The organism is Myceligenerans salitolerans (genome assembly GCF_017349295.1).
Lineage (GTDB): Bacteria > Actinomycetota > Actinomycetes > Actinomycetales > Cellulomonadaceae > Myceligenerans > Myceligenerans salitolerans.
Genome location: NZ_JAFMPK010000019.1, coordinates 109,615 through 129,765 on the forward strand (window position 1 = coordinate 109,615; position 20,151 = coordinate 129,765).

General features: G+C 71.4%; 18 protein-coding genes, 1 other RNA gene and 1 pseudogene. 4 read left to right on the plus strand and 16 right to left on the minus strand.

The annotated features are described in order from the left end of the window. Positions 1-206 precede the first annotated feature (206 nt). The 3 genes from J0911_RS02495 (at position 207) to J0911_RS02505 (ending at position 4,400) form a co-directional block, all read left to right on the plus strand. Positions 207-3,056 (plus strand): glycoside hydrolase family 9 protein, encoded by a 2,850-nt coding sequence (locus tag J0911_RS02495; RefSeq protein ID WP_207273811.1) that lies wholly within the window; start codon positions 207-209, stop codon positions 3,054-3,056. Between the two features lie 342 nt (positions 3,057-3,398). Further along, positions 3,399-3,587 (plus strand): hypothetical protein, encoded by a 189-nt coding sequence (locus tag J0911_RS02500; RefSeq protein WP_207273812.1) that lies wholly within the window; start codon positions 3,399-3,401, stop codon positions 3,585-3,587. A gap of 270 nt (positions 3,588-3,857) precedes the next feature. Further along, a complete protein-coding gene (locus J0911_RS02505; RefSeq protein WP_207273813.1) occupies positions 3,858-4,400 on the plus strand; it encodes a hypothetical protein in 543 nt (180 codons plus the stop codon). A gap of 283 nt (positions 4,401-4,683) precedes the next feature. On the opposite strand, the gene ssrA is transcribed toward J0911_RS02505, so the two are convergent. The 14 genes and pseudogenes from ssrA to J0911_RS02575 form a co-directional block, all read right to left on the minus strand. After that, positions 4,684-5,055, minus strand: a transfer-messenger RNA (tmRNA) gene (gene ssrA / locus J0911_RS02510). Between the two features lie 262 nt (positions 5,056-5,317). Next, positions 5,318-5,638, minus strand: coding sequence for an Rdx family protein (locus tag J0911_RS02515; RefSeq protein WP_207273814.1), 321 nt, complete (start codon positions 5,636-5,638; stop codon positions 5,318-5,320). 3 nt (positions 5,639-5,641) lie between these two features. Further along, entirely contained in the window at positions 5,642-6,139 is a 498-nt protein-coding gene (gene smpB, locus J0911_RS02520) for an SsrA-binding protein SmpB (RefSeq protein WP_207273815.1), read from the minus strand. Between the two features lie 127 nt (positions 6,140-6,266). After that, a complete protein-coding gene (locus J0911_RS02525; RefSeq protein ID WP_242636167.1) occupies positions 6,267-7,607 on the minus strand; it encodes a peptidoglycan DD-metalloendopeptidase family protein in 1,341 nt (446 codons plus the stop codon). 2 nt (positions 7,608-7,609) lie between these two features. After that, positions 7,610-8,521, minus strand: a complete 912-nt coding sequence (gene ftsX, locus J0911_RS02530; protein ID WP_207273817.1) for a permease-like cell division protein FtsX — start codon at positions 8,519-8,521, stop codon at positions 7,610-7,612. A gap of 3 nt (positions 8,522-8,524) precedes the next feature. Next, positions 8,525-9,337, minus strand: coding sequence for a cell division ATP-binding protein FtsE (gene ftsE / locus J0911_RS02535; protein WP_207273818.1), 813 nt, complete (start codon positions 9,335-9,337; stop codon positions 8,525-8,527). Between the two features lie 216 nt (positions 9,338-9,553). After that, positions 9,554-10,669 carry a peptide chain release factor 2 gene (prfB, locus tag J0911_RS02540; protein WP_207273819.1) on the minus strand — a complete coding sequence of 372 codons (1,116 nt, stop codon included), beginning with the start codon at positions 10,667-10,669 and terminating at the stop codon, positions 9,554-9,556. A 122-nt stretch (positions 10,670-10,791) separates the two neighbouring features. After that, positions 10,792-11,271 (minus strand): hypothetical protein, encoded by a 480-nt coding sequence (locus J0911_RS02545; RefSeq protein WP_207273820.1) that lies wholly within the window; start codon positions 11,269-11,271, stop codon positions 10,792-10,794. After that, positions 11,268-11,720 carry a pilus assembly protein gene (locus tag J0911_RS02550; RefSeq protein WP_207273821.1) on the minus strand — a complete coding sequence of 151 codons (453 nt, stop codon included), beginning with the start codon at positions 11,718-11,720 and terminating at the stop codon, positions 11,268-11,270. The genes J0911_RS02545 and J0911_RS02550 overlap by 4 nt, the downstream gene beginning before the upstream one ends. Further along, positions 11,717-12,094 carry a TadE/TadG family type IV pilus assembly protein gene (locus J0911_RS02555; RefSeq protein ID WP_207273822.1) on the minus strand — a complete coding sequence of 126 codons (378 nt, stop codon included), beginning with the start codon at positions 12,092-12,094 and terminating at the stop codon, positions 11,717-11,719. The genes J0911_RS02550 and J0911_RS02555 overlap by 4 nt, the downstream gene beginning before the upstream one ends. After that, positions 12,091-12,276: a hypothetical protein gene (locus tag J0911_RS02560; protein ID WP_207273823.1), complete on the minus strand. Its 186-nt coding sequence runs from the start codon at positions 12,274-12,276 to the stop codon at positions 12,091-12,093. The genes J0911_RS02555 and J0911_RS02560 overlap by 4 nt, the downstream gene beginning before the upstream one ends. Before the next feature lie 32 nt (positions 12,277-12,308). Further along, positions 12,309-13,244, minus strand: coding sequence for a type II secretion system F family protein (locus J0911_RS02565; protein WP_207273824.1), 936 nt, complete (start codon positions 13,242-13,244; stop codon positions 12,309-12,311). Then, entirely contained in the window at positions 13,241-14,095 is an 855-nt protein-coding gene (locus J0911_RS02570) for a type II secretion system F family protein (RefSeq protein ID WP_207273825.1), read from the minus strand. Before J0911_RS02570 ends, J0911_RS02565 begins: the two co-directional genes overlap by 4 nt. 272 nt (positions 14,096-14,367) lie before the next feature. Further along, positions 14,368-15,666: pseudogene (locus J0911_RS02575) on the minus strand (TadA family conjugal transfer-associated ATPase); the annotation flags it as partial. A 354-nt stretch (positions 15,667-16,020) separates the two neighbouring features. Between J0911_RS02575 and J0911_RS02580 the strand changes: the two are divergent. Then, a complete protein-coding gene (locus tag J0911_RS02580; RefSeq protein ID WP_207273827.1) occupies positions 16,021-17,238 on the plus strand; it encodes a pyridoxal phosphate-dependent aminotransferase in 1,218 nt (405 codons plus the stop codon). 45 nt (positions 17,239-17,283) lie between these two features. Here J0911_RS02580 and J0911_RS02585 read toward each other — a convergent pair whose 3' ends face one another. Together J0911_RS02585 and J0911_RS02590 are read right to left on the minus strand one after the other, a co-directional pair. Beyond that, positions 17,284-18,720: an LCP family protein gene (locus J0911_RS02585; RefSeq protein ID WP_207273828.1), complete on the minus strand. Its 1,437-nt coding sequence runs from the start codon at positions 18,718-18,720 to the stop codon at positions 17,284-17,286. 106 nt (positions 18,721-18,826) lie between these two features. After that, the gene (locus J0911_RS02590; protein ID WP_307864875.1) at positions 18,827-20,092 is read right to left on the minus strand and encodes a multidrug effflux MFS transporter; all 1,266 of its coding nucleotides are present in this window, start codon (positions 20,090-20,092) and stop codon (positions 18,827-18,829) included. Positions 20,093-20,151 lie beyond the last annotated feature (59 nt).

The window sequence follows — 20,151 nt, forward strand, 5'->3', positions numbered from 1 at the left end:
TCCGCGGTGACACATCGTCACCGGACCGTGACCCGACGGCGGGAGAACGGACGGCGGGAGCGGGGCCAGGGGCACGGGACGTGGGCGGGGACCGGACGGCTAAACGTTTCGGCCTCCGGCCGCTCCTTGCCGCTCGCTGGGCACCTGGCGAAAGTGTCGAACGGACCTGCGTCGACGTGGACGCGGGCGGATTCCGAGAGGTAGCCATGCACCCACGAGACACCGCACGACGGCGCGCGGCGGCGCGGGCCACCGCGCTCACGGCGACGTGTGCTCTGCTCACCGCCGGGGCGGCCGGCGTCGCGCCGTCGGCCGCCGCGGCCGGCGAGCACGACTACGCCGAGGTCCTGCAGAAATCGCTGTTCTTCTACGACGCCCAGCGTTCCGGCGACCTTCCCGACGACTTCCGCGTGAACTGGCGCGGCGACTCCGCCCTGGACGACGGCGCCGACGTCGGGCTCGATCTGACGGGCGGCTGGTACGACGCGGGCGACCACGTGAAGTTCGGCCTGCCGATGGCGTTCACGACGACGATGCTCGCGTGGGGGGCGATCGAGAGTCCCGGCGGCTACACGGCCTCCGGCCAGCAGGACGAGCTGCTGGACTCGCTGCGCTGGGTCAACGACTACTTCATCAAGGCACACCCGGAGCCGAACGTGCTCTACGCGCAGGTGGGCGACGGCGACGCCGATCACAAGTGGTGGGGACCGGCCGAGGCGATGCAGATGGAACGTCCGGCCTACAAGGTCGACGCGTCGTGCCCGGGCAGCGACGTCGCGGGAGAGACGGCGGCCGCGATGGCGGCGTCGTCCGTCGTCTTCGCGGACTCCGACCCGGCGTACGCGGCCGAGCTGGTCACGCACGCCGAACAGCTCTACGACTTCGCGGACACGTACCGGGGCGAGTACTCGGACTGCGTCCCCGCGGGGAACTTCTACAACTCGTGGTCGGGCTACCAGGACGAGCTGGTCTGGGGCGCCTACTGGCTCTACGAGGCCACGGGCGACCCGTCCTATCTCGCGAAGGCGGAGGCGGAGTACGACCACCTGGGGACCGAGCCGCAGACCGACACCCGCGCCTACCGCTGGACGGTCGCGTGGGACGACAAGTCCTACGGCGCGTACGCGCTGCTGGCGCAGGCCACCGGCGATCAACGGTACGTCGAGGACGCGAACCGATGGCTCGACTACTGGACCACGGGGTACAACGGTGAGCGGGTGGACTACTCCCCCGGCGGCCAGGCGCACCTGGACACGTGGGGTTCGCTGCGCTACGCCGCGAACACGGCGTTCGTCGCCCTGACCTACGGCGACTGGCTCGCCCAGCAGGGTGACACGACGCGCGCGCAGACCTACCAGGACTTCGGCGAGCGTCAGATCGACTACGCGCTCGGTGACAATCCGCGCGGCTCGTCGTACGTCGTCGGGTTCGGCGAGAACCCGCCGCAGGACCCGCACCACCGCACCGCCCACGGGTCCTGGCTCGACTCGCTGACCGATCCGGCCGAGACCCGGCACACGCTCTACGGCGCGCTGGTCGGAGGCCCGGGCTCGCCCGACGACTCGTACACCGACGACCGGTCGGACTACGTGTCGAACGAGGTCGCCACCGACTACAACGCGGGCTTCACCTCGGCCCTCGCGTACCTGGTCGACGAGTACGGCGGCACCCCGCTCGCCGACTTCCCCCAGCCGGAGACCCCTGACCAGGACGAGTTCTTCGTCGAGTCGAGCCTCAACCAGCCAGGCACCCAGTTCACCGAGATCAAGGCGATGGTGCGCAACCGGTCGGCCTTCCCCGCGCGCGTGCTCGACGACGTGCGGGTGCGTTACTGGTTCACGCTCGACGCCGGCGCCGACCCGGCGACGATCCAGGCCTCCACCAACTACACCGAGTGCCCCGACGGTGCGGCGGCCGTCGGCCACGCCGGCGGGGACCAGTACTACGTCGAGATCGACTGCTCCGGTTCGCCCGTGTACCCGGGTGGTCAGTCGCAGCACCGGCGCGAGATCCAGTTCCGGGTGACCGCCGACGTGTGGGATCCGAGCAACGACTGGTCCTACACCGCGGTCGGCGCCGACCCGGCCAAGAACGACCGGATCACGCTCTACGAGGGCACCGAGCTGCTGTGGGGCTCCGAACCGGGGCCGGCCGAACCCGACACGACGGCACCCACGACGCCGGGCACCCCCGTGGCCGACGACGTCACCGCCTACGGCGCCACCCTGACCTGGACGCCCTCCACCGACGACGGATCCGGCGTCGCCTCGTACGACGTACTGCTGGACGGAGCGGTCGTGGCCACCACGACGACCCCTGCCCACACCCTCACCGGGCTGGACGCCGAGACCACCTACGAGGTCGCCGTCGTCGCCACCGACAACGCCGGCAACACGTCGGACCTTAGCGCCACGACGTCCTTCACCACGGCCGAGGAGCCGTCACCCGACACAACGCCGCCCACGACACCCGGCACCCCGGTCGTGAGCGACATCACCGCGAACAGCGCGACCCTGACCTGGGCCCCCGCCACCGACGACGGATCCGGCGTCGCCTCGTACGAGGTACTCCTCGACGGAGCGGTCGTGGCCGCCACCCCCACCGCGGCGTACACGCTCACCGGCCTGGACGCCGGGACGAGCTACGAGATCACCGTGGTCGCCACCGACAACGCGGGCAACGCCTCGCAGGCCAGTGCCGTGGCGACCTTCACCACCGCCCAGGCCCCCGACCCGGGCGCGATCTCCTGCACGGCGGTGTACACCGTCGTCAACCAGTGGGACACCGGCTTCCAGAGCGAGGTCTCGGTGACGAACACCGGGACCGGGACCGTCGAGGACGCGGTCGTCACGTGGGAGTTCACGAACGGCGAGACGATCTCGCAGGCGTGGAGCGGGACGGCGACGCAGGCCGGCTCGGCGGTGACCGTCGTCGCACCCGGGTGGGCCCCCGATCTCGCGCCGGGAGCGACGTGGAGCTTCGGGTTCATCGGCACGGGGACCCCGGTCCCGCCGACCACCGTCCTGCTCAACGGAACGCCCTGCACCATGGAGTGACACCGACGCCGTGGAGTGGCACCGACTGGCCGCGCCGCCCCGTTCCGCCACCTCGCGGACCGGGGCGGCGCAGCCGCTCGCGGGCACCGCTGCGCCCGGGCAGGGAGGCGCAAATCCGCGCTGACCAGGGCACGTCTACGATCTACGGAATTGACCCCCGTGCGTCAAGAAATGTACGAACAGAAATGCTGGACATGCGTCCAACAGCAACATCTCAATTATTCTTGACGGCATTCTTCTCTCGCTGGCAGGCTCTCCCCCACCATCGAGCCGGGCTTCTGACCGCGCGACACGTGTCACGCGCGCCGGCCCGGCCGGAGCAACAACAGAGAGAAGAACGCTATGGGCGACGCGATCGCCACCGGTGTCGAGGTCCGGGTCACCGGAGCATCGAGCACGGAGCACGGGTCCGAAGGTGTGGTGAAGGCGATCCGGCGCGGCTGGACCGGCATGGAAGCGGTGGTGGAATCCCCCGGCCTGCTGCGGAAGCGAGAGTTCACCGTTCCCCTGGTGGACCTGTCGCGGAAGTGAGCGGCCACCCCATCACGACCGAGGGCCCGGGGGCGCGCCCCCGGCGCGGGGCGTGGGGGCTCCGCTCCCGCAAGACATGACGAGACGGCGTGGCCCGAAAGGGCACACGCCGCCTGCAGGGACGCTACTCGAACAACGCGACCACCGCGGGGGTCCGGGGGCGTACCCCCGGGCGGGGTGTGGGGGTTGCACCCCCACAGGGCACGACGTTCCACCAGCCCGTCACACCCAGAACTTAGTGCTATATGTCTCTAATGGTAGCTTTGCCGGGTGGATGCCTTCCTCACGCAGCTGCCCACCCTCGTCGGAGTGGTGATCGGCGTCGTCGGCACGCTGGTCACGACCGCGGCCACCGACGCCGCACGCTGGCGCCGGGAACAGCGGGTTCGGTTCGACAAGCAGGTGCTCGACGTGAGCGCCGAGTACGTCGCGTCGATCCGGGAGATCGTCCAGACACTGGCCAGCATGACGGTGCACCTGCGGCAGGGTGACAAGTCTCCCCCGCTCGACGCCGACGAGGGACACACACGCCTGCAGGCGGCGAATTACCGGCGGATGTTGGCCTGGGAGTCGCTGTGCCTGATCGCCGACGACGACACGGTGGCCACCGGCGGCCGGATGTGGCACGCGACCGGAAATCTGGAGTACAAGATCCGGGACCTCGACAGGTTCGACCCTGCCGACTGGGAACCGCTCGACCGGGAGATCCGCAGCCAGCAGAAACAGTTCTACCAGGCGGTGCGCCGCAGCCTGGGGATCGGCCCCCTCGCGGTCCCCGTCAGCCGGTACGAGCACGCGTCCGAAACGGGCTGAACACGCCACGGCGTGGCCCCCGACAGGATCCGCCGCCCGCCCCGGGCGATCTCCCTTGCCCTCGACATCGACGAGGACGAGATCACCGAGAGCGAGCCCAAGGAGCCGTTCACACGGCTGCGAGCCGTGGAATGTGCCCGGACGGTGGTGGACACGTCCCAAGCCCTTCACACCGAACGATACCCAGGCGGGGGCCCGGGGGCGGGGTGTGGGGTTGCACCCCCACGAAACATGACGAGGCGAGCCGGTCCACGCTTTCCGCGGACACAGCTCGCCCCTCGTCGAGTGGAGCTGCCGGGAATCGAACCCGGGTCCGGTGTCGCTTTTCGAGGACTTCTCCGGGCGCAGTCTGCTATGGCTTTTCTCGGCCCCCGCGCTTGCGCAGACTCATTCGCGGACGGGCTCAGTCACCTAGAAGTCCCGGTAGTCCCGGTGACGTGGACTACCAGCAGTGGCTCTCAAGATGACGCCGGCTACCGGGGTGAGAGCACCCCCGGGCCGACGGACTTCGGGCTCGCCTCAGGCGGCGAGGGCGAAGTCGTTGCGCGAGTTGGTATCGGCAACTATTGGTTTGCAGACATCGTTAGCGAGATAAGTCTGCATCCTCGGCCCGCTTCCCCTCGAAGCACGACCACCGTCGAAACCGATCAGCCCCATGTTGAGTTGTCAACGCCCCGCCGATGCCCGTGGACTTCGGCGAGGTACTCAGTCTAGTGGATCAACACGCGGGCCCGTCACGTTATTTCCGGACCGCGCCACGACCGCCGTCGTCCACGAACGCCCAGGTCACAGGCATAACAGGGAGCGCCGACGCGCCGATCGGGCACAGCCCGACCATGATCACGTGCGCAGCCACCAGACCACGAGCCACCAGATCAGGCCCCGGCACGATCAGGCTGCGAGAACGATCCTCACCGTCAGCCCTCGGCCGCGCGATCCGCGTGACCGAGCGCCATCTGCGGCGCAACCAGGTCGCGGACCCTGCGCTTGAGCTCGGCGATGTCGGGGAACCCGCCGTCGCGCTTGCGGTTCCAGACGGTGACGGGCGCGGCGTCGTCGTCGGACCCGAACACCTGGATCCGGAAGACGCCGGCCTCGACGTCCTTGGCGGCCGGCCGCAGGGCGACCTCACCGACCTCGGACTCGAAGGTCTGCAGCAGCTCCGCGGCATACCACTGGGCACGCAGCAGCCACTTGCAGCGGACGCAGTAGGTGATGACGACGCGCGGCCCCGGCATGCCCTAGCTCAGCTTCTCGCGGTGGCGCATGGCGCGCAGGGCCTCGCGGTTGTCCTGCTTCTCGCGCAGGGCCTGGCGCTTGTCGTACTCCTTCTTGCCGCGCGCGAGCGCGATCTCGACCTTGGCCCGGCCGTCCAGGAAGTACAGCGACAGCGGCACCACCGTGTGGCCCTTCTCGTGCGCCCTGGCCTGCAGACGCAGAATCTCGTCCTTGTGCAGCAGCAGCTTGCGCTTGCGGCGGGGCGAGTGGTTGTTCCAGGTGCCCTGGAAGTACTCGGGGATGTGCACGCCCTCCAGCCAGGCCTCTCCCCGGTCGACGTGCACGTAGCCGTCCACGAGGGACGCGCGCCCCATGCGTAGCGCCTTGACCTCGGTGCCCCACAGCACGAGGCCCGCCTCGAAGACGTCCTCGATCACGTAGTCGTGGCGTGCCTTCTTGTTGTTCGCCACGATCTTGCGCGGGTCCTCGGGCTTCTGCTTCTTCTTGGCGCCCTTCGCCATGGTCTCCCTCCACGTCCGATCACATCGGCACGTCCAGCGGACCGGCGTCCGTCCGGGTTCGCGCGCGACGTTCCAGGATACGCGCCGTCAACCGCCCCGTCCGGTGATTTAGGGCGCGAGGCCGGACTCAGAGGTAGGTCATCGGGTCCACCGTGGACCCGTTGACGTAGACCTCGAAGTGCAGGTGGCAGGCGGTGGAGGTGCCCGTGGTCCCCGAGTAGCCGATCACCTGGCCCCGCGTCACGCGCTGCCCCGGCGAGACCGCCCAGCTCGTGAGGTGGTTGTAGCTGGACATGAGGCTGTTGCCCGAACCGGTGTAGCCGTGGTCGATGAGCACCTGGTTGCCCAGTCCCTGGATGGTGCGCGCGTACAGCACCGTGCCCGAGTTCGCCGCCAGGATGGGGGTACCGCAGTAGGCGCGGAAGTCCGTGCCGGCGTGCAGCCGCCAGTAGTTCAGCACCGGGTGGAAACGCATTCCGTAGGAGGAGGTGACCACGGGGTTCGCCGTCGGCCACGTCAGGTACGACGCCGTCCCCGGCGACCCGCCAGACGACCCGCCGTCGCCGCCGGACCCGCCGCTTCCCCGCCCGCTCCGGCTGGCCGCGCGCTGCCGGTCACGCTCCTGCTGCTCGGCGATGATCTCCTTGAGGTCCGCCTCGATCGAGCTGATCGCCTGCTCGGTCTCCTCCAGCGAACGGGTCGCGGCGGCCCTGCGCCGCTCGATGCGGTTCTTGAGCTGCCGCTGCTCCCCGATGAGGCTCTCGATCTCGGCCTTCGTGGTCGCGGCCTCCTCGCGGGCCTGCTTCTTGCGCTCGACGTTCTCGTCGGCGAGCGTCTTGAGCTCCGTGACGGTCTCGCGGATCGCGGTGAGGCGGGCCTTGAGGTTGCGTGCCTGCGCCGCGGAGTCCTGCAGTTCGGCCAGTGCCCGCGCCTGGCTCCGCGCCGCCGAGGAGGAGACGGCGTACCCGGCGAGGAACTCCTCGGTGGTCTGCGCGCCGGTGACCAGCCCGAGCGCCGTCGTCGTGCCCGAAGACCGGAAGTCCTCCCGCGCCATCTGGACGATGTCCTCCCGCGCCGTGTCCGCCTTGCCGGCGTCGTCGGCGATCTGGCGGACGATCCTGGCCTCCTCGGACTGGGCGTCCGTGAGCCGCTGCGCGAGGATCGCGGCCTCCCGCTCCGCCTGTTCCAGTCCGGCCTCGGCCTGGGCCAGCTCGGCCTCGGCGAGCGGCAGGCGGGCCTCCACGTCGTTGAGCTCGAGCGCGGCCTCCGCGAGCCGCTGGTCGGTGTGCTCGAGGCTGCTCTCGAGCTCCTCCCGCTCCCGCTCCTTGGCTTCGGCCCGCGCCTCCGCGGCGGCGCGCTGGTCGTCGAGGTCGTCGGCCGCGGCGGGGACGACGACGGTACCGCCGCCGAGGGCCAGCAGGAGTGCGAGGGCCACCGGGACGGCTCGTGCCAGATTTCGGTGCGACATCATCAGATCCTCGTGTACCGGTTGAGAGTGACGACGGAGCTGACCGCCGCGAGCGCCACCGCCACGAGGACGAGGAACGGCGCGACGGTGAGCACGTCGCCGGAGTCGACGTAGGCCACCCAGTCGACGGAGCGTTCCAGCCAGTCGGTGACCAGGAAACGCACCGCGAGCCACAGCCCGAGGCAGGCGAGGAGCGCGCCGGTGACGGCGGCGATCGCACCCTCGAGGAGGAACGGCAGCTGGACGAACAGGTTCGACGCGCCCACGAGCCGCATGATCTCGGTCTCCTTGCGGCGCGAGACGGCGGAGAGCCGGATGGTGGTGGTGATGAGGAGGACGGCGGCCAGGAGCATGACACCCGCGAGGCCCGCCGCGAGGAGGGTCGCCACGTTGAGGGTGCGGAAGAGGGGTTCGAAGACGGCGCGCTGGTCCTCGACGAGCTCGACTCCGTCGCGGCCGGTGAGAACGTCGCTGACCACGGCGAACTGCTCGGGGTCGGCCAGTTCGAGGCGGAGCGACGCCTGCATGTCGTCCTCGGTGAGCTGGGTGCCCTGATACCCGTTGGGATAGCGCTCGGTGAAGGCGTCGAAGGCCTCGGCCTTGGTCTCGACGTAGACGGCCTCGACCTCGTCGGCGAGCTCGGTGTCGATGACGTCGCGTACCGCGTCGATCTGGTCATCGGTGGCTTCGCCGGCGGCGCAGGTCGGCATCAGCGAGCCGGTAGGGCACAGAAAGACGGAGACCTGGACGAGGTCGTACCAGTCGTCCTTGAGCTTGCCGATCTGGCTCTGCAGGAGCGCCGCGGCGCCCACGAAGGTGAGGGAGACGAAGGTCACGAGGACGACGGCGACCACCATGGTGGTGTTGCGCCGCAGGCCTGCTGCCACCTCACCGGCGACGAACTGGAATCGCACGTCTCAGGCCTCCCCGCGGGTGAACGCCCGGACCCGGGGCTGGCCGGGCCGGGGTATCGCACTCAGCCGGCGGACGCTGCCCGTGGGTGTGTCGAGGACCGCGGACCGGCCGACGTCGGGAAGGATCGACTCGCGTTCGCCGTAACCGCCGGACGCCTCGTCCCGCACGACGACGCCGTCGGACAGCTCGACGACACGGCGGCGCATCTCGTTGACGATCTCGTCGTCGTGCGTCGCCATGACGACCGTGGTGCCGGTGCTGTTGATGCGGTCCAGCAGCCGCATGATGCCGAGGCTGGTGGTGGGGTCGAGGTTGCCGGTGGGCTCGTCGGCAAGGAGGATCTGCGGCCGGTTGACGATGGCGCGCGCGATGGCGGCGCGCTGCTGTTCGCCACCGGACAGCTCGGTCGGCATCCGCTTCTCCTTGCCGGTCAGGCCGACCATGTCGAGGATCTCGGGGACGGTGTCCCGCACCGCGGAGCGAGGCCTGCCGATCACCTTGAGCGCGAAGGCGACGTTCTCGTAGACCGTCTTGTTCTGCAGGAGGCGGAAGTCCTGGAAGACGACGCCGAGTTCGCGGCGCAGCTTGGGCACCCGCCAGGCGGACAACCGGGCGACGTCGCGGCCGGCCACGTAGATGCTGCCGCGGGTGGGCCGGTGCTCACGGAGCACGAGGGACAGGAAGGTCGACTTCCCGGAGCCCGAGGCCCCGACCAGGAAGACGAACTCGCCGCGCTGCACATCCACCGAGACGTCCTCGAGGGCGGGCCGCGCACCGCGCGTGTAGACCTTCGACACGTTCTCGAACCTAATCACGTGCACTCCCCCACGGATGACGTCGGCCCCCGGCCCTGCCCGGCGGCCCGTGGGCGTCACCACCGGCGACGGCCCACTGCGAGGCTAAGGGTGATTTTGCCGACGCACACGGCGAGACACGCCGGTGGCCCGTTTCGTGTCGCGGCTCCCGCGGGGGCTTTCAGGGGAAGGTCTGAAATTTCGCGACAAGGCGCCGCGGACGTCGGGGCGACGGCGTCAGGAGTCCGCGATCTGCTGGTTGCGGCGCCAGCGGATGCCGGCCTCGATGAAGTCGTCGATGGCTCCGTCGAAGACGGCCTGCGTGTTGCCCTGCTCGTGCTCGGTGCGCAGGTCCTTGACCATCTGGTACGGCTGCAGCACGTAGGAGCGCATCTGGTCGCCCCAGCTCGCCTTGATGTCTCCGGCGAGCTCCTTCTTCTTCGCCGCCTCCTCCTGGCGCCGCAGGAGCAGCAGCCGGGACTGGAGCACCCGGTAGGCGGCGGCGCGGTTCTGGATCTGCGACTTCTCGTTCTGCATCGCGACCACGACACCCGTCGGGATGTGCGTCATGCGTACCGCGGAGTCGGTCGTGTTGACGGACTGTCCTCCGGGCCCGGAGGAGCGGTACACGTCGATCTTCAGCTCGGACTCCGGGATGTCGATGTGGTCGGTCTGCTCGATGAGGGGGACCACCTCGACCGCGGCGAAGGACGTCTGCCGGCGCCCCTGGTTGTCGAACGGCGAGATGCGCACGAGCCGGTGCGTGCCCGCCTCGACGGAGAGGGTGCCGAACGCGTACGGGACGTTGACCTCGAACGTCGCCGACTTCAGGCCCGCCTCCTCGGCGTAGGACGTGTCACCCACCTTGGTGGGGTACCCGTGCCGCTCGGCCCACCGCAGGTACATGCGCAGCAGCATCTCGGCGAAGTCCGCGGCGTCCACGCCACCGGCGCCGGCCCGGATCGTGACGACGGCCTCACGCGCGTCGTACTCGCCGTTGAGGAGCGTGCGCACCTCGAGCGAGTCCAGATCCTTGCGGATGGCGGCGATCTCCGTCTCCGCTTCCTGGAGGGAGTCCTCGTCCTCCATCTCCTCACCGAGCTCCACGAGGGTCTCGACGTCGTCGATCCGCGCCCCCAGCTTCTTCACCCGGTCGAGCTCGGCCTGCGCCGCCGACAGCGCCGACGTCACCTTCTGCCCGGTCTCCGGATCGTCCCAGAGGTCGGGCGCCGACGCCTGCTCGGACAGCTCGGCGATCTTGCCCTGCAGCGCGCTGGGGTCACTGACCGCCTCGATGGACTCGAGGGTGCCGCGCAGGCCCTTGATCTCGGACGGGAAGTCGATGGTTGCCACGAGTATCCAGCCTACCTGCCCGGTCCACCGACCGGCCCCGGCCGAGCTGCCCCCGGAGGCACGGCGGCCGCCCGTTCAGGGCGGCACGGGTCCTCGCGGCGAGGCCCGTCCTCCCCACGCCCTCACCACGCCCTCGCCGTCGACGCCGCCGTGACCACGATGGGCGACGCCGCGTCCGTGAACCAGCCGAGCAGCGGAGGCCGGCTCGGCGACGCGAGAGCGACACGGGCCGAGCGGCCGTCCGGCGACGTGGCCGACACGACCCGGAGGCCTTCGGGTGCGGTGCCCGGATGTGCGGCGAGGTACCGCTCGACGGCGGCCGCCACGCTGCGGTCGTCCAGCACCAGGGGGCCACCCGTCCCGGGTGGGCCGGCGGGCGGTAGGTCGCCCGCGTACAGCCGGTGCTCGTCGACGGCCTGCGCGGCGTGCACCGCCAGCAAGTCTGCCAGGCCGGCGAGCTGCTTGCGGTCCAGGTGGACCGCCGTCGCCGACGCCACCATTCCGGTCAGTGCCACCGCGAACATCACGAACGTCGCGGTCAGCAGCCATACGCGGCCGTCCTCCGGGTCGGCGGGGCGCGTCGAGGAAGGGCCGGGGCTCATGGCCGCACCGCCGCGTACCGGTCCACGGTGCCGACGTGTGCCGCGTCCACCTGCACCGCGGCAGGGACGTGTGCCCCCACCGCCCCTGGCACGAGGGGTAGCGGCACCGAGACACGGACCACGGCCGCCACCTCTCCCCCTGGGGTCAGGCACACCGGGTGCTCGCACTCGACGTCGAGCGCCCCCGCGCCGTCGGGCAGGGACTGGTCACGGAGGGCGATCCGTACGGCGGCCTCCGCCCTCGCGGCCCCCTGGTCCGCCGATTCGGCGGTCACGACCGCCCGCACCGCCTCCCGCGCGGCGGTCTCGGCGGCGAACGTTCCCGCCTGGACCCGTCCGACGACGGCGACGAGGTAGACGAGCGGCACGAGCAGCAGCACGGCGAGCAGGATCTCCACGACCGCCGAACCCGCCTCGGCGGCACCGCGCCGATCGCGGGCCCCCGTCATGGTTCCTCCAGTGCGTGCCCGCGAACGGTGACGGCCTCGGCCGGTCCCAGCAGGCCGATGACCGGAAGCGGGGTGGTGACCCGCACCTCGATGACGCGCAACCCGTCCAGCGTGGTCTCCCGGGCCGTCACGTCGCGAGCGTACGAGCTGTTCAGGGACGCCGTCAGGAGTTCCCGGGCACGGGCGACCCCGTCCGCCGGCCCGCGGTCCGCGCGGGCTGCCACCCGGGCGCCCTCGGCGGCGGCGTCGACCGCGAGGGCACGCGCGTGGACGGCGAGCGTCACCTGGATGACACCGAGCAGCAGGACGAGAACGAACCCCGTGACGACCACGGTCTCGGCGACCGCCGCACCGTGCTCGCGCCGTGCCGTCATCCGCTGCCCGTCACCGAACTGATCGCCTGGCGGAACGCGTCCTCGAGGAGAGGGCCGGCGACCGCCCAGAGGGCGACGACCAGCCCTGCGGACATCAGGGTGATCAGGACCCATCCGGGAACGTCACCCCGTTCGGGGTCGCGGGCGCGGCCCCGCGGCGCGCGGTGGACTGTCGGCAGCATCTCGGTATCCCTTCGTCGGATCTCTTCGGGCGTCAGAACCCCACGCGCAGGGCGGCGAGGCTGGGGAACACGGCGAACATGACGGTCACCGGCAGGATCAGGAAGACCACGGGCACGAGCATCGCGATCTCGCGGCGCCCGCCGGACTCCATGAGCACACGCCGGCCCGCCTCGCGGACGTCCTGCGCCTGGGCCTGCAGCACCCCGGCCAGTGGTGTGCCGCGTTCGAGAGCGACGGCCACGGCGTCCGCGAACCGGCTCAGCGGGACACAGCCCGTACGTGCCGACATCGCGGTGAGCGCGTCCGGCACCGCGGCCCCCGCGCGAACGGCCCGGACGACGCGGGTCAGCTCGCGGGACAGTTCCCCGGTGGTGCCGCACGCCACGCGGTCGAGCGCGGCAGCAGGGCCTTCCCCCGCCGCGACGGCCAACGCGAGCAGGTCGGCGACCGTCGGGAACTCGGCGAGCATCCGCTCCTCCCGCCGGCGCACGGCCCAGCCCAGCGCCTGATCACAGGCCACGTAGCCGACGCCACCGCTGAGCACGACGACCGCCGCGAGCACGATGCCCGGGGTGGGGCGCGTCCATGCGAGCAGGATCGCGGCTCCCAGCCCCGCGGCGAGACCGAGAACGGTCCAGGTGAGCTGACGCGCCCGGAAGTGCTCCACCGTCTCGTCCGCGCCCGCCCGGTCGAGTCGGCGCCGCAGCGCGTCGGCCGGCGAGCCGAGGCGCTCCAGCCGCGCCGCGACCGCAGGCAGGGCGACCAGTTCCACGAGCAGCCCGAACGGCCCGGTACGCGGGCGGTCGCCGTCGTGCAGCAGGGCCGAGGTCGCCGCACGCGGACGCAGATACGGCTCGAGCCGCTCCACCAGACTGGGGCGGCGGGCCCTCGCCGCCGCCCACAGCAGCCACAGCCCCGCTCCCGCTCCGAGCCCGGCCATGCCACCCCATGCTGCCCACGCGTTCATCGCAGCACCCGCACCTCGGCCGGGAGGCGCCCGACCCGCAGCATGACCCGGTAGGCGGCGAACGAGCACGCGGCACCGGCGATCAGGACCCACACCCCGGCCGGCGAGTCGTACGCGCCGACGGCGCCGGGGCGGGTGGCGAGCAGCGCGAGAACCAGCCACGGCCCCGCGACGGCGACGCGTGCGCCGTTGACCGTCCAGCTCTGCCGGGCCTCCAGCTCTCCCCGGGTACGCAGGTCGTCCCGCAGGAACGCGGACAGCGTCCGCAGGAGCCGGCCGAGGTCACGCCCGCCGACGTCGTGCGTGATCCGCAGCGCCTCGACGATCCGGTCGGCCACCGGGTCGGCGAGCCGGTCCTTGAGCGCCGTGAGGCTGTCACCGAACCGGCCGGAGGCGCGGAAGTCGCGTGCGAACTGCGCGAAGGGTTCGCGCAGGGCGGCAGGCCCGCGCTCGGCGAGCTGGGCGACCGCCTCGGGTAGGGACAGCCCCGCGCGCACACCGGACGCGAGGTGATCGACGACGTCCGGCCACAGCGCACGCAGGGCGCGCTGCCGGGACCGGGAGCGCGCGCGGAGCACGGCTCGGGGTGCCAGCGACGCGAGTGCCGCGAAGCAGAGCGCGACCGCGGGTGATCTGGTGGCCGCGAGCACGACGACGGCGGTGGTCGACGCGGCCGCCACCGTGGCGCCGAGGAGGGCCGAGGGCGAGACGTGCGCGAGACCGGCCTGGTTGAGCAGCTCGCGCGTCCGGGAGGTGCGCACCCCGGGGCGCCGGCCGGAGGGCGTTTCCCACCAGGACCACCAGAGGCACCACACGCCCGCTCCGAGGAGCAGGCCGACGACGACGCCCATCAGGTGCGCGCCGCGATCGTCCAGGGCGACACGGCGCGTGGTGCGGCACCGGTCCGGGCGTCCGGCTCCTGACCTGCTCGGCTACGCGGCGCGTGGGCCGGCCGAACGGCGCCCTCGTCACGCGACGCCGAGCCGTGTTCGTGGCCCGAGGCCGGTTCGGGGCCCAGGACCGGGTCCAGCCCCGCAGCCCGTCCGGCGAACGCCGCGGCGATGTCGCCGCCGTGCCCGGCCGGGCCCGCACCACCGGCTACTTCCGCGGCCCGCAGACCGCGCCCGGCGAGCAGCGCGTGGACGTCGATCCCGGCGTCGGCGAACCTCTCCGGATGGGGCGGCATGCCGTCGGCGCGGCGTAGCCCCTGGCCGTCACGCCGGAAGAGGGTGGCGGTCTCCACGACGCCGTTCTCGACGCGGCCGGTGACGGCGAGGATCTCGCGAACCACCCGGTGCCCCCGCTCGACGGCCAGGTGAACCACGAGGTCGACGGCGGCCGCCACCGTCGGTACGACGAAACGGTCGGTGACGTTCTCTCCCGCCAGCAACGGGAGAGTGGTCATCTTGCCGACGGCCTCCCGCGCGGAACTCGCGTGTACGGTGCACATTCCCGGGATGCCCGAGTTCAGGGCGATGAGCAGGTCGAACGCCTCCGCCTCACGGACCTCGCCGATGACGATGCGGTCGGGTCGCATCCGCAGCGCCTCCTTGACCAGCCTGCGCAGCGGGATCTCGCCCGTGCCCTCCAGCGACTCCTGCCGGCACTGCATGGCGACCTGGTCACGCACCGGAAGCCGCAGTTCCCAGACCTCCTCGCACGAGACCACACGCTCGTGCGACGGGATGGAGCCGGCCAGCGCGTTGAGCATGGTGGTCTTGCCTGCCTGGGTCGCGCCGGCGACCAGCACGTTGAGCCCCGCACGGACCGCGGCGTCGAGGAACGTGGCCGCGTGACGCGTCAGCGAGCCGAGGCGGACCAGTTCGTCGAGCCCCGACGCGCGCACCACGTGCTTGCGGATGTTGACGCTCAGGTCACGGCGGGTGATGCCCGGGAGCACGGCATGGAGCCGTTCGCCCCCGGGCAGGCAGGCGTCCACGAAGGGACTGCTCAGGTCGAGCCTGCGTCCCGTGGACTTGAGCATCCGCTCCACGAGGTCCTGCACCTGGCCGGCGCCGAGGATCGTGGTGGTCAGTTCGCTCCTGCCGCCGCGGGCGACGAACACCTGGCTGGGCCCGTTGATCCAGATCTCCTCGATCTCGGGATCGTCGAGGTAACGCTGGAGCGGCCCCAGCCCGCCCACGGCGTCGAACACCTCGCGGGCGGCGGCCGCGACGTCGGCAAGCGGGGTGACGACGCCGCGTGCCGCCCGCTCCTCGTAGTCCGACGTCGCCTCACGGACCAGGTCCTCGAGGCGGCCGGTCTCGGCCACCGGGTCCACGCCGTGCCGGCGGACGAGTTCACGCACCTCACGTTCCAGTACGGCGACACCCGCCGCGCCGTCGGGCGGCAGTTCGGCGACGCCGCCGGCGGCGTCCGGCTCCACTCCGGCCGTGGCGTTCCTCCCGGCAGCGACGGGCATACGTGTCCCCCTGACTATGCTGGTGTGTTCCCAGGTCAGCGACCCCCCGATCGCTGCTGCCGTCGAGCGTAGGGGCATGAGTCCGAATCCGCTCGCCACGGGCGAGTACCTGTGGATAACTCTGTGCAGAGTTGGCCGTCCCGAGGACCAGTGTTTCCGCGCCCTGTGGACGACACGCCACAGGGCGTGCCGGAGTTATCCACAGATCCACGGTCTTTTCCACATACGCCCTGGTGAGAGCACCGCGACGCGGGAGCCCGGCGCACGGTGCCGGTGGACGGACGGTGGATGCCCGCCGAGCGGACACGCCGCACGACGTTCCCCGCACCACACCGAGTCGTTAGGGTCGAGCCCATGACCACCGTCGGCCCTCCCGGTCCCTGGCAGTCCGTCGCCCGATCCATCGGCCTGATGTCCGGCGACGGCACGGTCGCCGCCACGATCTTCGCCGAGATGTCCGCCCTCGCGGCGCGGACCGGTGCCGTCAACCTCGGCCAGGGATTCCCTGACGTCGACGGCCCCCAGGCGGCGAAGGACGCCGCGATCGCCGCCATCCGCGCCGGCCGCAACCAGTACGCCCCCGGGGACGGCGTGCCCGAGCTGCGCCGAGCCGTCGCCGACCACCAGCACCGCCACTACGGGATCGACCTCGATCCCGACTCGGAGGTCCTCGTCTCGACCGGTGCGACCGAGGGGATCGCCGCCTCGGTCCTGGCGCTCGCCGGACCCGGCGACGAAGTGCTCACCCTCGAGCCGTTCTACGACGTCCACGCGGCGTGCATCGCCCTGTCCGGCGCCACGCACGTCACCGCACCGCTCCTGCCGCGGGACGGCACCTTCCGGCTGGACGTCGCGGCCCTGCGCGCGGCCGCCTCCGCGCGCACCCGCGTGATCGTGATCAACACGCCCCACAACCCCACCGGCGCGGTGCTCACGCCCGCCGAGCTGGAGGCCGTGGCCGCCGTCGCACGGGAGCACGACGCCGTCGTCGTCACCGACGAGGTCTACGAGCATCTCGTGTACGACGACGCCCGCCACGTCCCCGTCGCCACCCTGCCCGGCATGCGGGAGCGCACGCTGACGGTGTCGTCGTCCGGCAAGACCTTCTCGCTCACCGGATGGAAGATCGGCTGGGTGAGCGGTCCGGCCGACCTGATCACGGCCGTCCGCACCGTGAAGCAGTTCCTCACGTTCACCTCCGGCGCGCCGTTCCAGCCCGCGATCGCCGAGGTGCTCGCCGACGACGCCGTCCCGCGGGCACTCGCCACGTCCCTGGCCGAACGCCGCGACCTCGTCTGCGAGGGCCTCACGGCCGCCGGGTTCGAGGTCGCGGTGCCCGCGGGCACCTACTTCGTCTCCGCCGACGCGTCCCCGCTGGGGTTCGACGACGCGACGGAACTCTGCCGCCGCCTTCCCGAACTCGCGGGCGTGGTGGCCGTGCCCGTGCCCGCCTTCTGCGCACCCGGCTCCACGACGTCCGAGGCCTTGAGCAGCTGGGTCCGCTTCACCTACGTCAAGCAGCGCGACGTGCTGGAGGAGGGGATGCGGCGGCTCGGGAAAGCCTTCGGCTGAGTCGTCCGCGCACCACGTCCGTGAGGTCGCGACCGGCCCCGCGGCTCAGGAACAGGTGCCGGTCGGCTGGCTCGGCTCCGGATCCGGGGACGCCTCGCCGTCCGACTCCGCGCCGGTCCCCTCACCCGTGGTGCCGTTCCCCGCCGTACCGCCGGAGCCGCCGCCGTTCGCCCCGCCCTCGCCGGAGCCGTCGCCGCCCTCCGTGGAGCCGCCACCGCCCCCGCCACCTGACGTCCCCCCGTCACCGGAACCCGTCGTGCCGTCGCCCGTGGAACCGTCCTCTCCACCGGACGTACCGCCGCTCGGCGTGCCCTCGCCCTTGAGCGGCGGCAGGTTCGCCGGCGCCACGTCGTTCGCGAGATCGGCCCACAGCTGGTCCGCCTCGTAGGTCCATTCGACGCGGTTGGGATCCTGCGTCCAGGGCTGGTTCGGAACCGTGGTGAACAGGATCCGTTCTTTCTGGATGTCCTTGAGGCTGAACGCGAGACCCACCAGGTTCCGGGCGTCGCCGAGCTCCGGGTCCGGGTTCACCGACCCCAGCACCGCCTTGGACAGGTTCAGCATCTTCGCCGGGTTCGCCATCGTGTCGGCCGACAGGATCTGCCGCAGGAGCGCGTTGATGAACCCCTGCTGCCGGTCGATGCGGTCCAGGTCGCTCTGGGTCGTCCCCTCGACGTGGCGTGCGCGCAGGTAGTCGAGCGAGTCCATGCCGTCCAGGGTCTGCGGCCCCGCGGGAAGGTTCACGCCACCGTACTGCTGCGGAGTCACGATCGGGTAGGGCAGGCACACACGCACGCCACCGATGGCGTCGACGACGTCGAGCACGCTGTGCATCTTGACCACGATGTGGTTGGGCATCGGCATGCCGGTGTTGTCCATGACCGTCGTGATGGTGCAGGCCGCACCGTAGGTCAGGTCGTTCTCGCCCTCACCGGTCAGGTAGCCGCCGGCGTTGAACGCGCCGTTGAACTGCCCGAGCCCGAGGGCCGGCGCCATGCTGCCGTCCGGCAGTTCGCACCCCGGCCGGTTCACCATCGAGTCACGCGGGATCGACACGACCTGGATCCACGACCGGTCGCGGGAGATGTGCACCAGCATCGTGGTGTCGGACCGCATGCCCGTCTCGTTCCCACCACCGGCGACGGCGATGTTCTCCGCGTCACGGAAGTCGGTGCCCATGACGAGGATGTTGACCGGGACGTCCTTGAAGGGGTCGGACGGGTCCTTCACCTCCTTGCTCGCGCCCTGCACGATGCCGGAGACGTCGGAGACCTCGACCTCCGCCGCGAGTTGCTCCATGACGGTCGCCGCCGCAGCGCCGCCCAGCGCGAGCACGCCCACGAACGACATCGCCACGATGCGCGGCTTGCGCGACCAGCCCTTGCCCGAGGAGTGCCGGTTGGCCGGCCGGTCCGTACGCTTGGGGATCCGATGTGGCGGCATCGACGCGTGCTGCGCGGACGGCCGGTCGGGCTGAGGCATAGGCCGGAGGATAGCGTCACCGCGTTTCACACTTGTTCAGACGCTTGTCAGGAACAAAACGTTGCCCGGCAGCCCGAACCCGCCGAACCGCGACACCGCGCCGATCTCAGCGGCGCCGGCGGAAGGCCGGGGTCGCGACGGCCATGACCAGCAGCGCACCGAGTACGGACGCGAACATCACGGACACCATCGCCACCGAACCTCCGCCGAGGAAGCCGGCCAGCGAGCTGACGACTCCCGCGACCGACGACTGCGCCGCCCCGATCATGGCCGCCGAGGTCCCGGCGATCTCACCGTGCCGCGACATCGCGAGCGCCGCGGCGTTCGGCTGGATGAGCGGCTGGGTCGCCAGCACGAACCACATCACCACGAGGAGACCCATCAGGCCGCCCACGTCGAGCAGGACGACGCCCAGGAGTGCCGCCGCGGTGACGGTCTGCGCCACGACGGCGAACCGCATCAGGCGCATGGGGTCGACCCGGCGCACGAGCGCGGCGTTCACCTGGGCGGCGAGCACCAGCCCGACGCCGTTGGCGGCGAACAGCAGGGAGAACTGCCCGTGCGAGAGCCCGAACTCCTGCTGGAACACCACCGGCGAGCTGACCACGTAGCTCATGAGCACGCCGAACGACAGGCCCGGCAGGACCGCCAGGGCGAGGAACTGCCGGTCCCGCAGCAGCGTCAGATATCCGGCGAACACGCGGTTCGTCCGGGTGGCGACACGTTGCTCGGACCCGTGGGTCTCGGGCATGAACCGCAGCACGATGAGCGCGAGAACCGCCCCCATGGCCGCGAGCAGCACGAACACCCAGCGCCACGAGGCCTCGGAGAGGATGGCCGCGCCGATGGTGGGGGCGAACATGGGCGCGATGCCGATGACCAGCATGAGGCGGGAGAGGACGCGCGCCGCCTCGGAGCCGACGAAGCGGTCACGGACGACGGCCATCGCGGTCGTGCCGGCGGCGGCGTTGAAGAATCCCTGCATCACCCGCAGCGCGATCAGGCCGCTCATCGTGGGCACGACGACGCACAGCAGCGATGTCACGACGTGCAGCACCAGACCGACGAGCAGCGGGGCGCGACGGCCGAACCGGTCGGAGAGCGGCCCGATGACGAGCTGGCCGAGCCCGCCACCGACGAGCATGGCCGAGACGGTCAGCTGGGCCATCGCCTCGGTGGAGCCGAGGTCCGCGGCGACCTGGGGGATGCCCGGCAGGTACATGTCCGTGGTGAAGGCGGGCAGCGCGCAGAGCGAGCCGAGCATGACGACCCAGAGGGCGACGGTCCTGCCGCGAGGACGCGTGGGTGCGGTGGGGGCGGCCGGGACGGGAGGGAGAGCGACGGGACGGGAAGCGAGCTGCGCGGTGGACACAAGTCTCCTGAAGGCACGACGAGAGCGGGTTGCGACGATGCGTGAGGACGGTTTCCCCA

Excerpts from the sequence above, each read along its gene's own strand:
- J0911_RS02495 (WP_207273811.1), top strand. The coding sequence starts at position 207 with ATGCACCCACGAGACACCGCACGACGGCGCGCGGCGGCGCGGGCCACC.
- J0911_RS02500 (WP_207273812.1), top strand. The coding sequence starts at position 3,399 with ATGGGCGACGCGATCGCCACCGGTGTCGAGGTCCGGGTCACCGGAGCA.
- J0911_RS02515 (WP_207273814.1), bottom strand. The coding sequence starts at position 5,638 with ATGCCGGGGCCGCGCGTCGTCATCACCTACTGCGTCCGCTGCAAGTGG.
- smpB (WP_207273815.1), bottom strand. The coding sequence starts at position 6,139 with ATGGCGAAGGGCGCCAAGAAGAAGCAGAAGCCCGAGGACCCGCGCAAG.
- J0911_RS02525 (WP_242636167.1), bottom strand. The coding sequence starts at position 7,607 with ATGTCGCACCGAAATCTGGCACGAGCCGTCCCGGTGGCCCTCGCACTC.
- J0911_RS02545 (WP_207273820.1), bottom strand. The coding sequence starts at position 11,271 with ATGAGCCCCGGCCCTTCCTCGACGCGCCCCGCCGACCCGGAGGACGGC.
- J0911_RS02550 (WP_207273821.1), bottom strand. The coding sequence starts at position 11,720 with ATGACGGGGGCCCGCGATCGGCGCGGTGCCGCCGAGGCGGGTTCGGCG.
- J0911_RS02555 (WP_207273822.1), bottom strand. The coding sequence starts at position 12,094 with ATGACGGCACGGCGCGAGCACGGTGCGGCGGTCGCCGAGACCGTGGTC.
- J0911_RS02560 (WP_207273823.1), bottom strand. The coding sequence starts at position 12,276 with ATGCTGCCGACAGTCCACCGCGCGCCGCGGGGCCGCGCCCGCGACCCC.
- J0911_RS02565 (WP_207273824.1), bottom strand. The coding sequence starts at position 13,244 with ATGAACGCGTGGGCAGCATGGGGTGGCATGGCCGGGCTCGGAGCGGGA.
- J0911_RS02570 (WP_207273825.1), bottom strand. The coding sequence starts at position 14,095 with ATGGGCGTCGTCGTCGGCCTGCTCCTCGGAGCGGGCGTGTGGTGCCTC.
- J0911_RS02580 (WP_207273827.1), top strand. The coding sequence starts at position 16,021 with ATGACCACCGTCGGCCCTCCCGGTCCCTGGCAGTCCGTCGCCCGATCC.
- J0911_RS02585 (WP_207273828.1), bottom strand. The coding sequence starts at position 18,720 with ATGCCTCAGCCCGACCGGCCGTCCGCGCAGCACGCGTCGATGCCGCCA.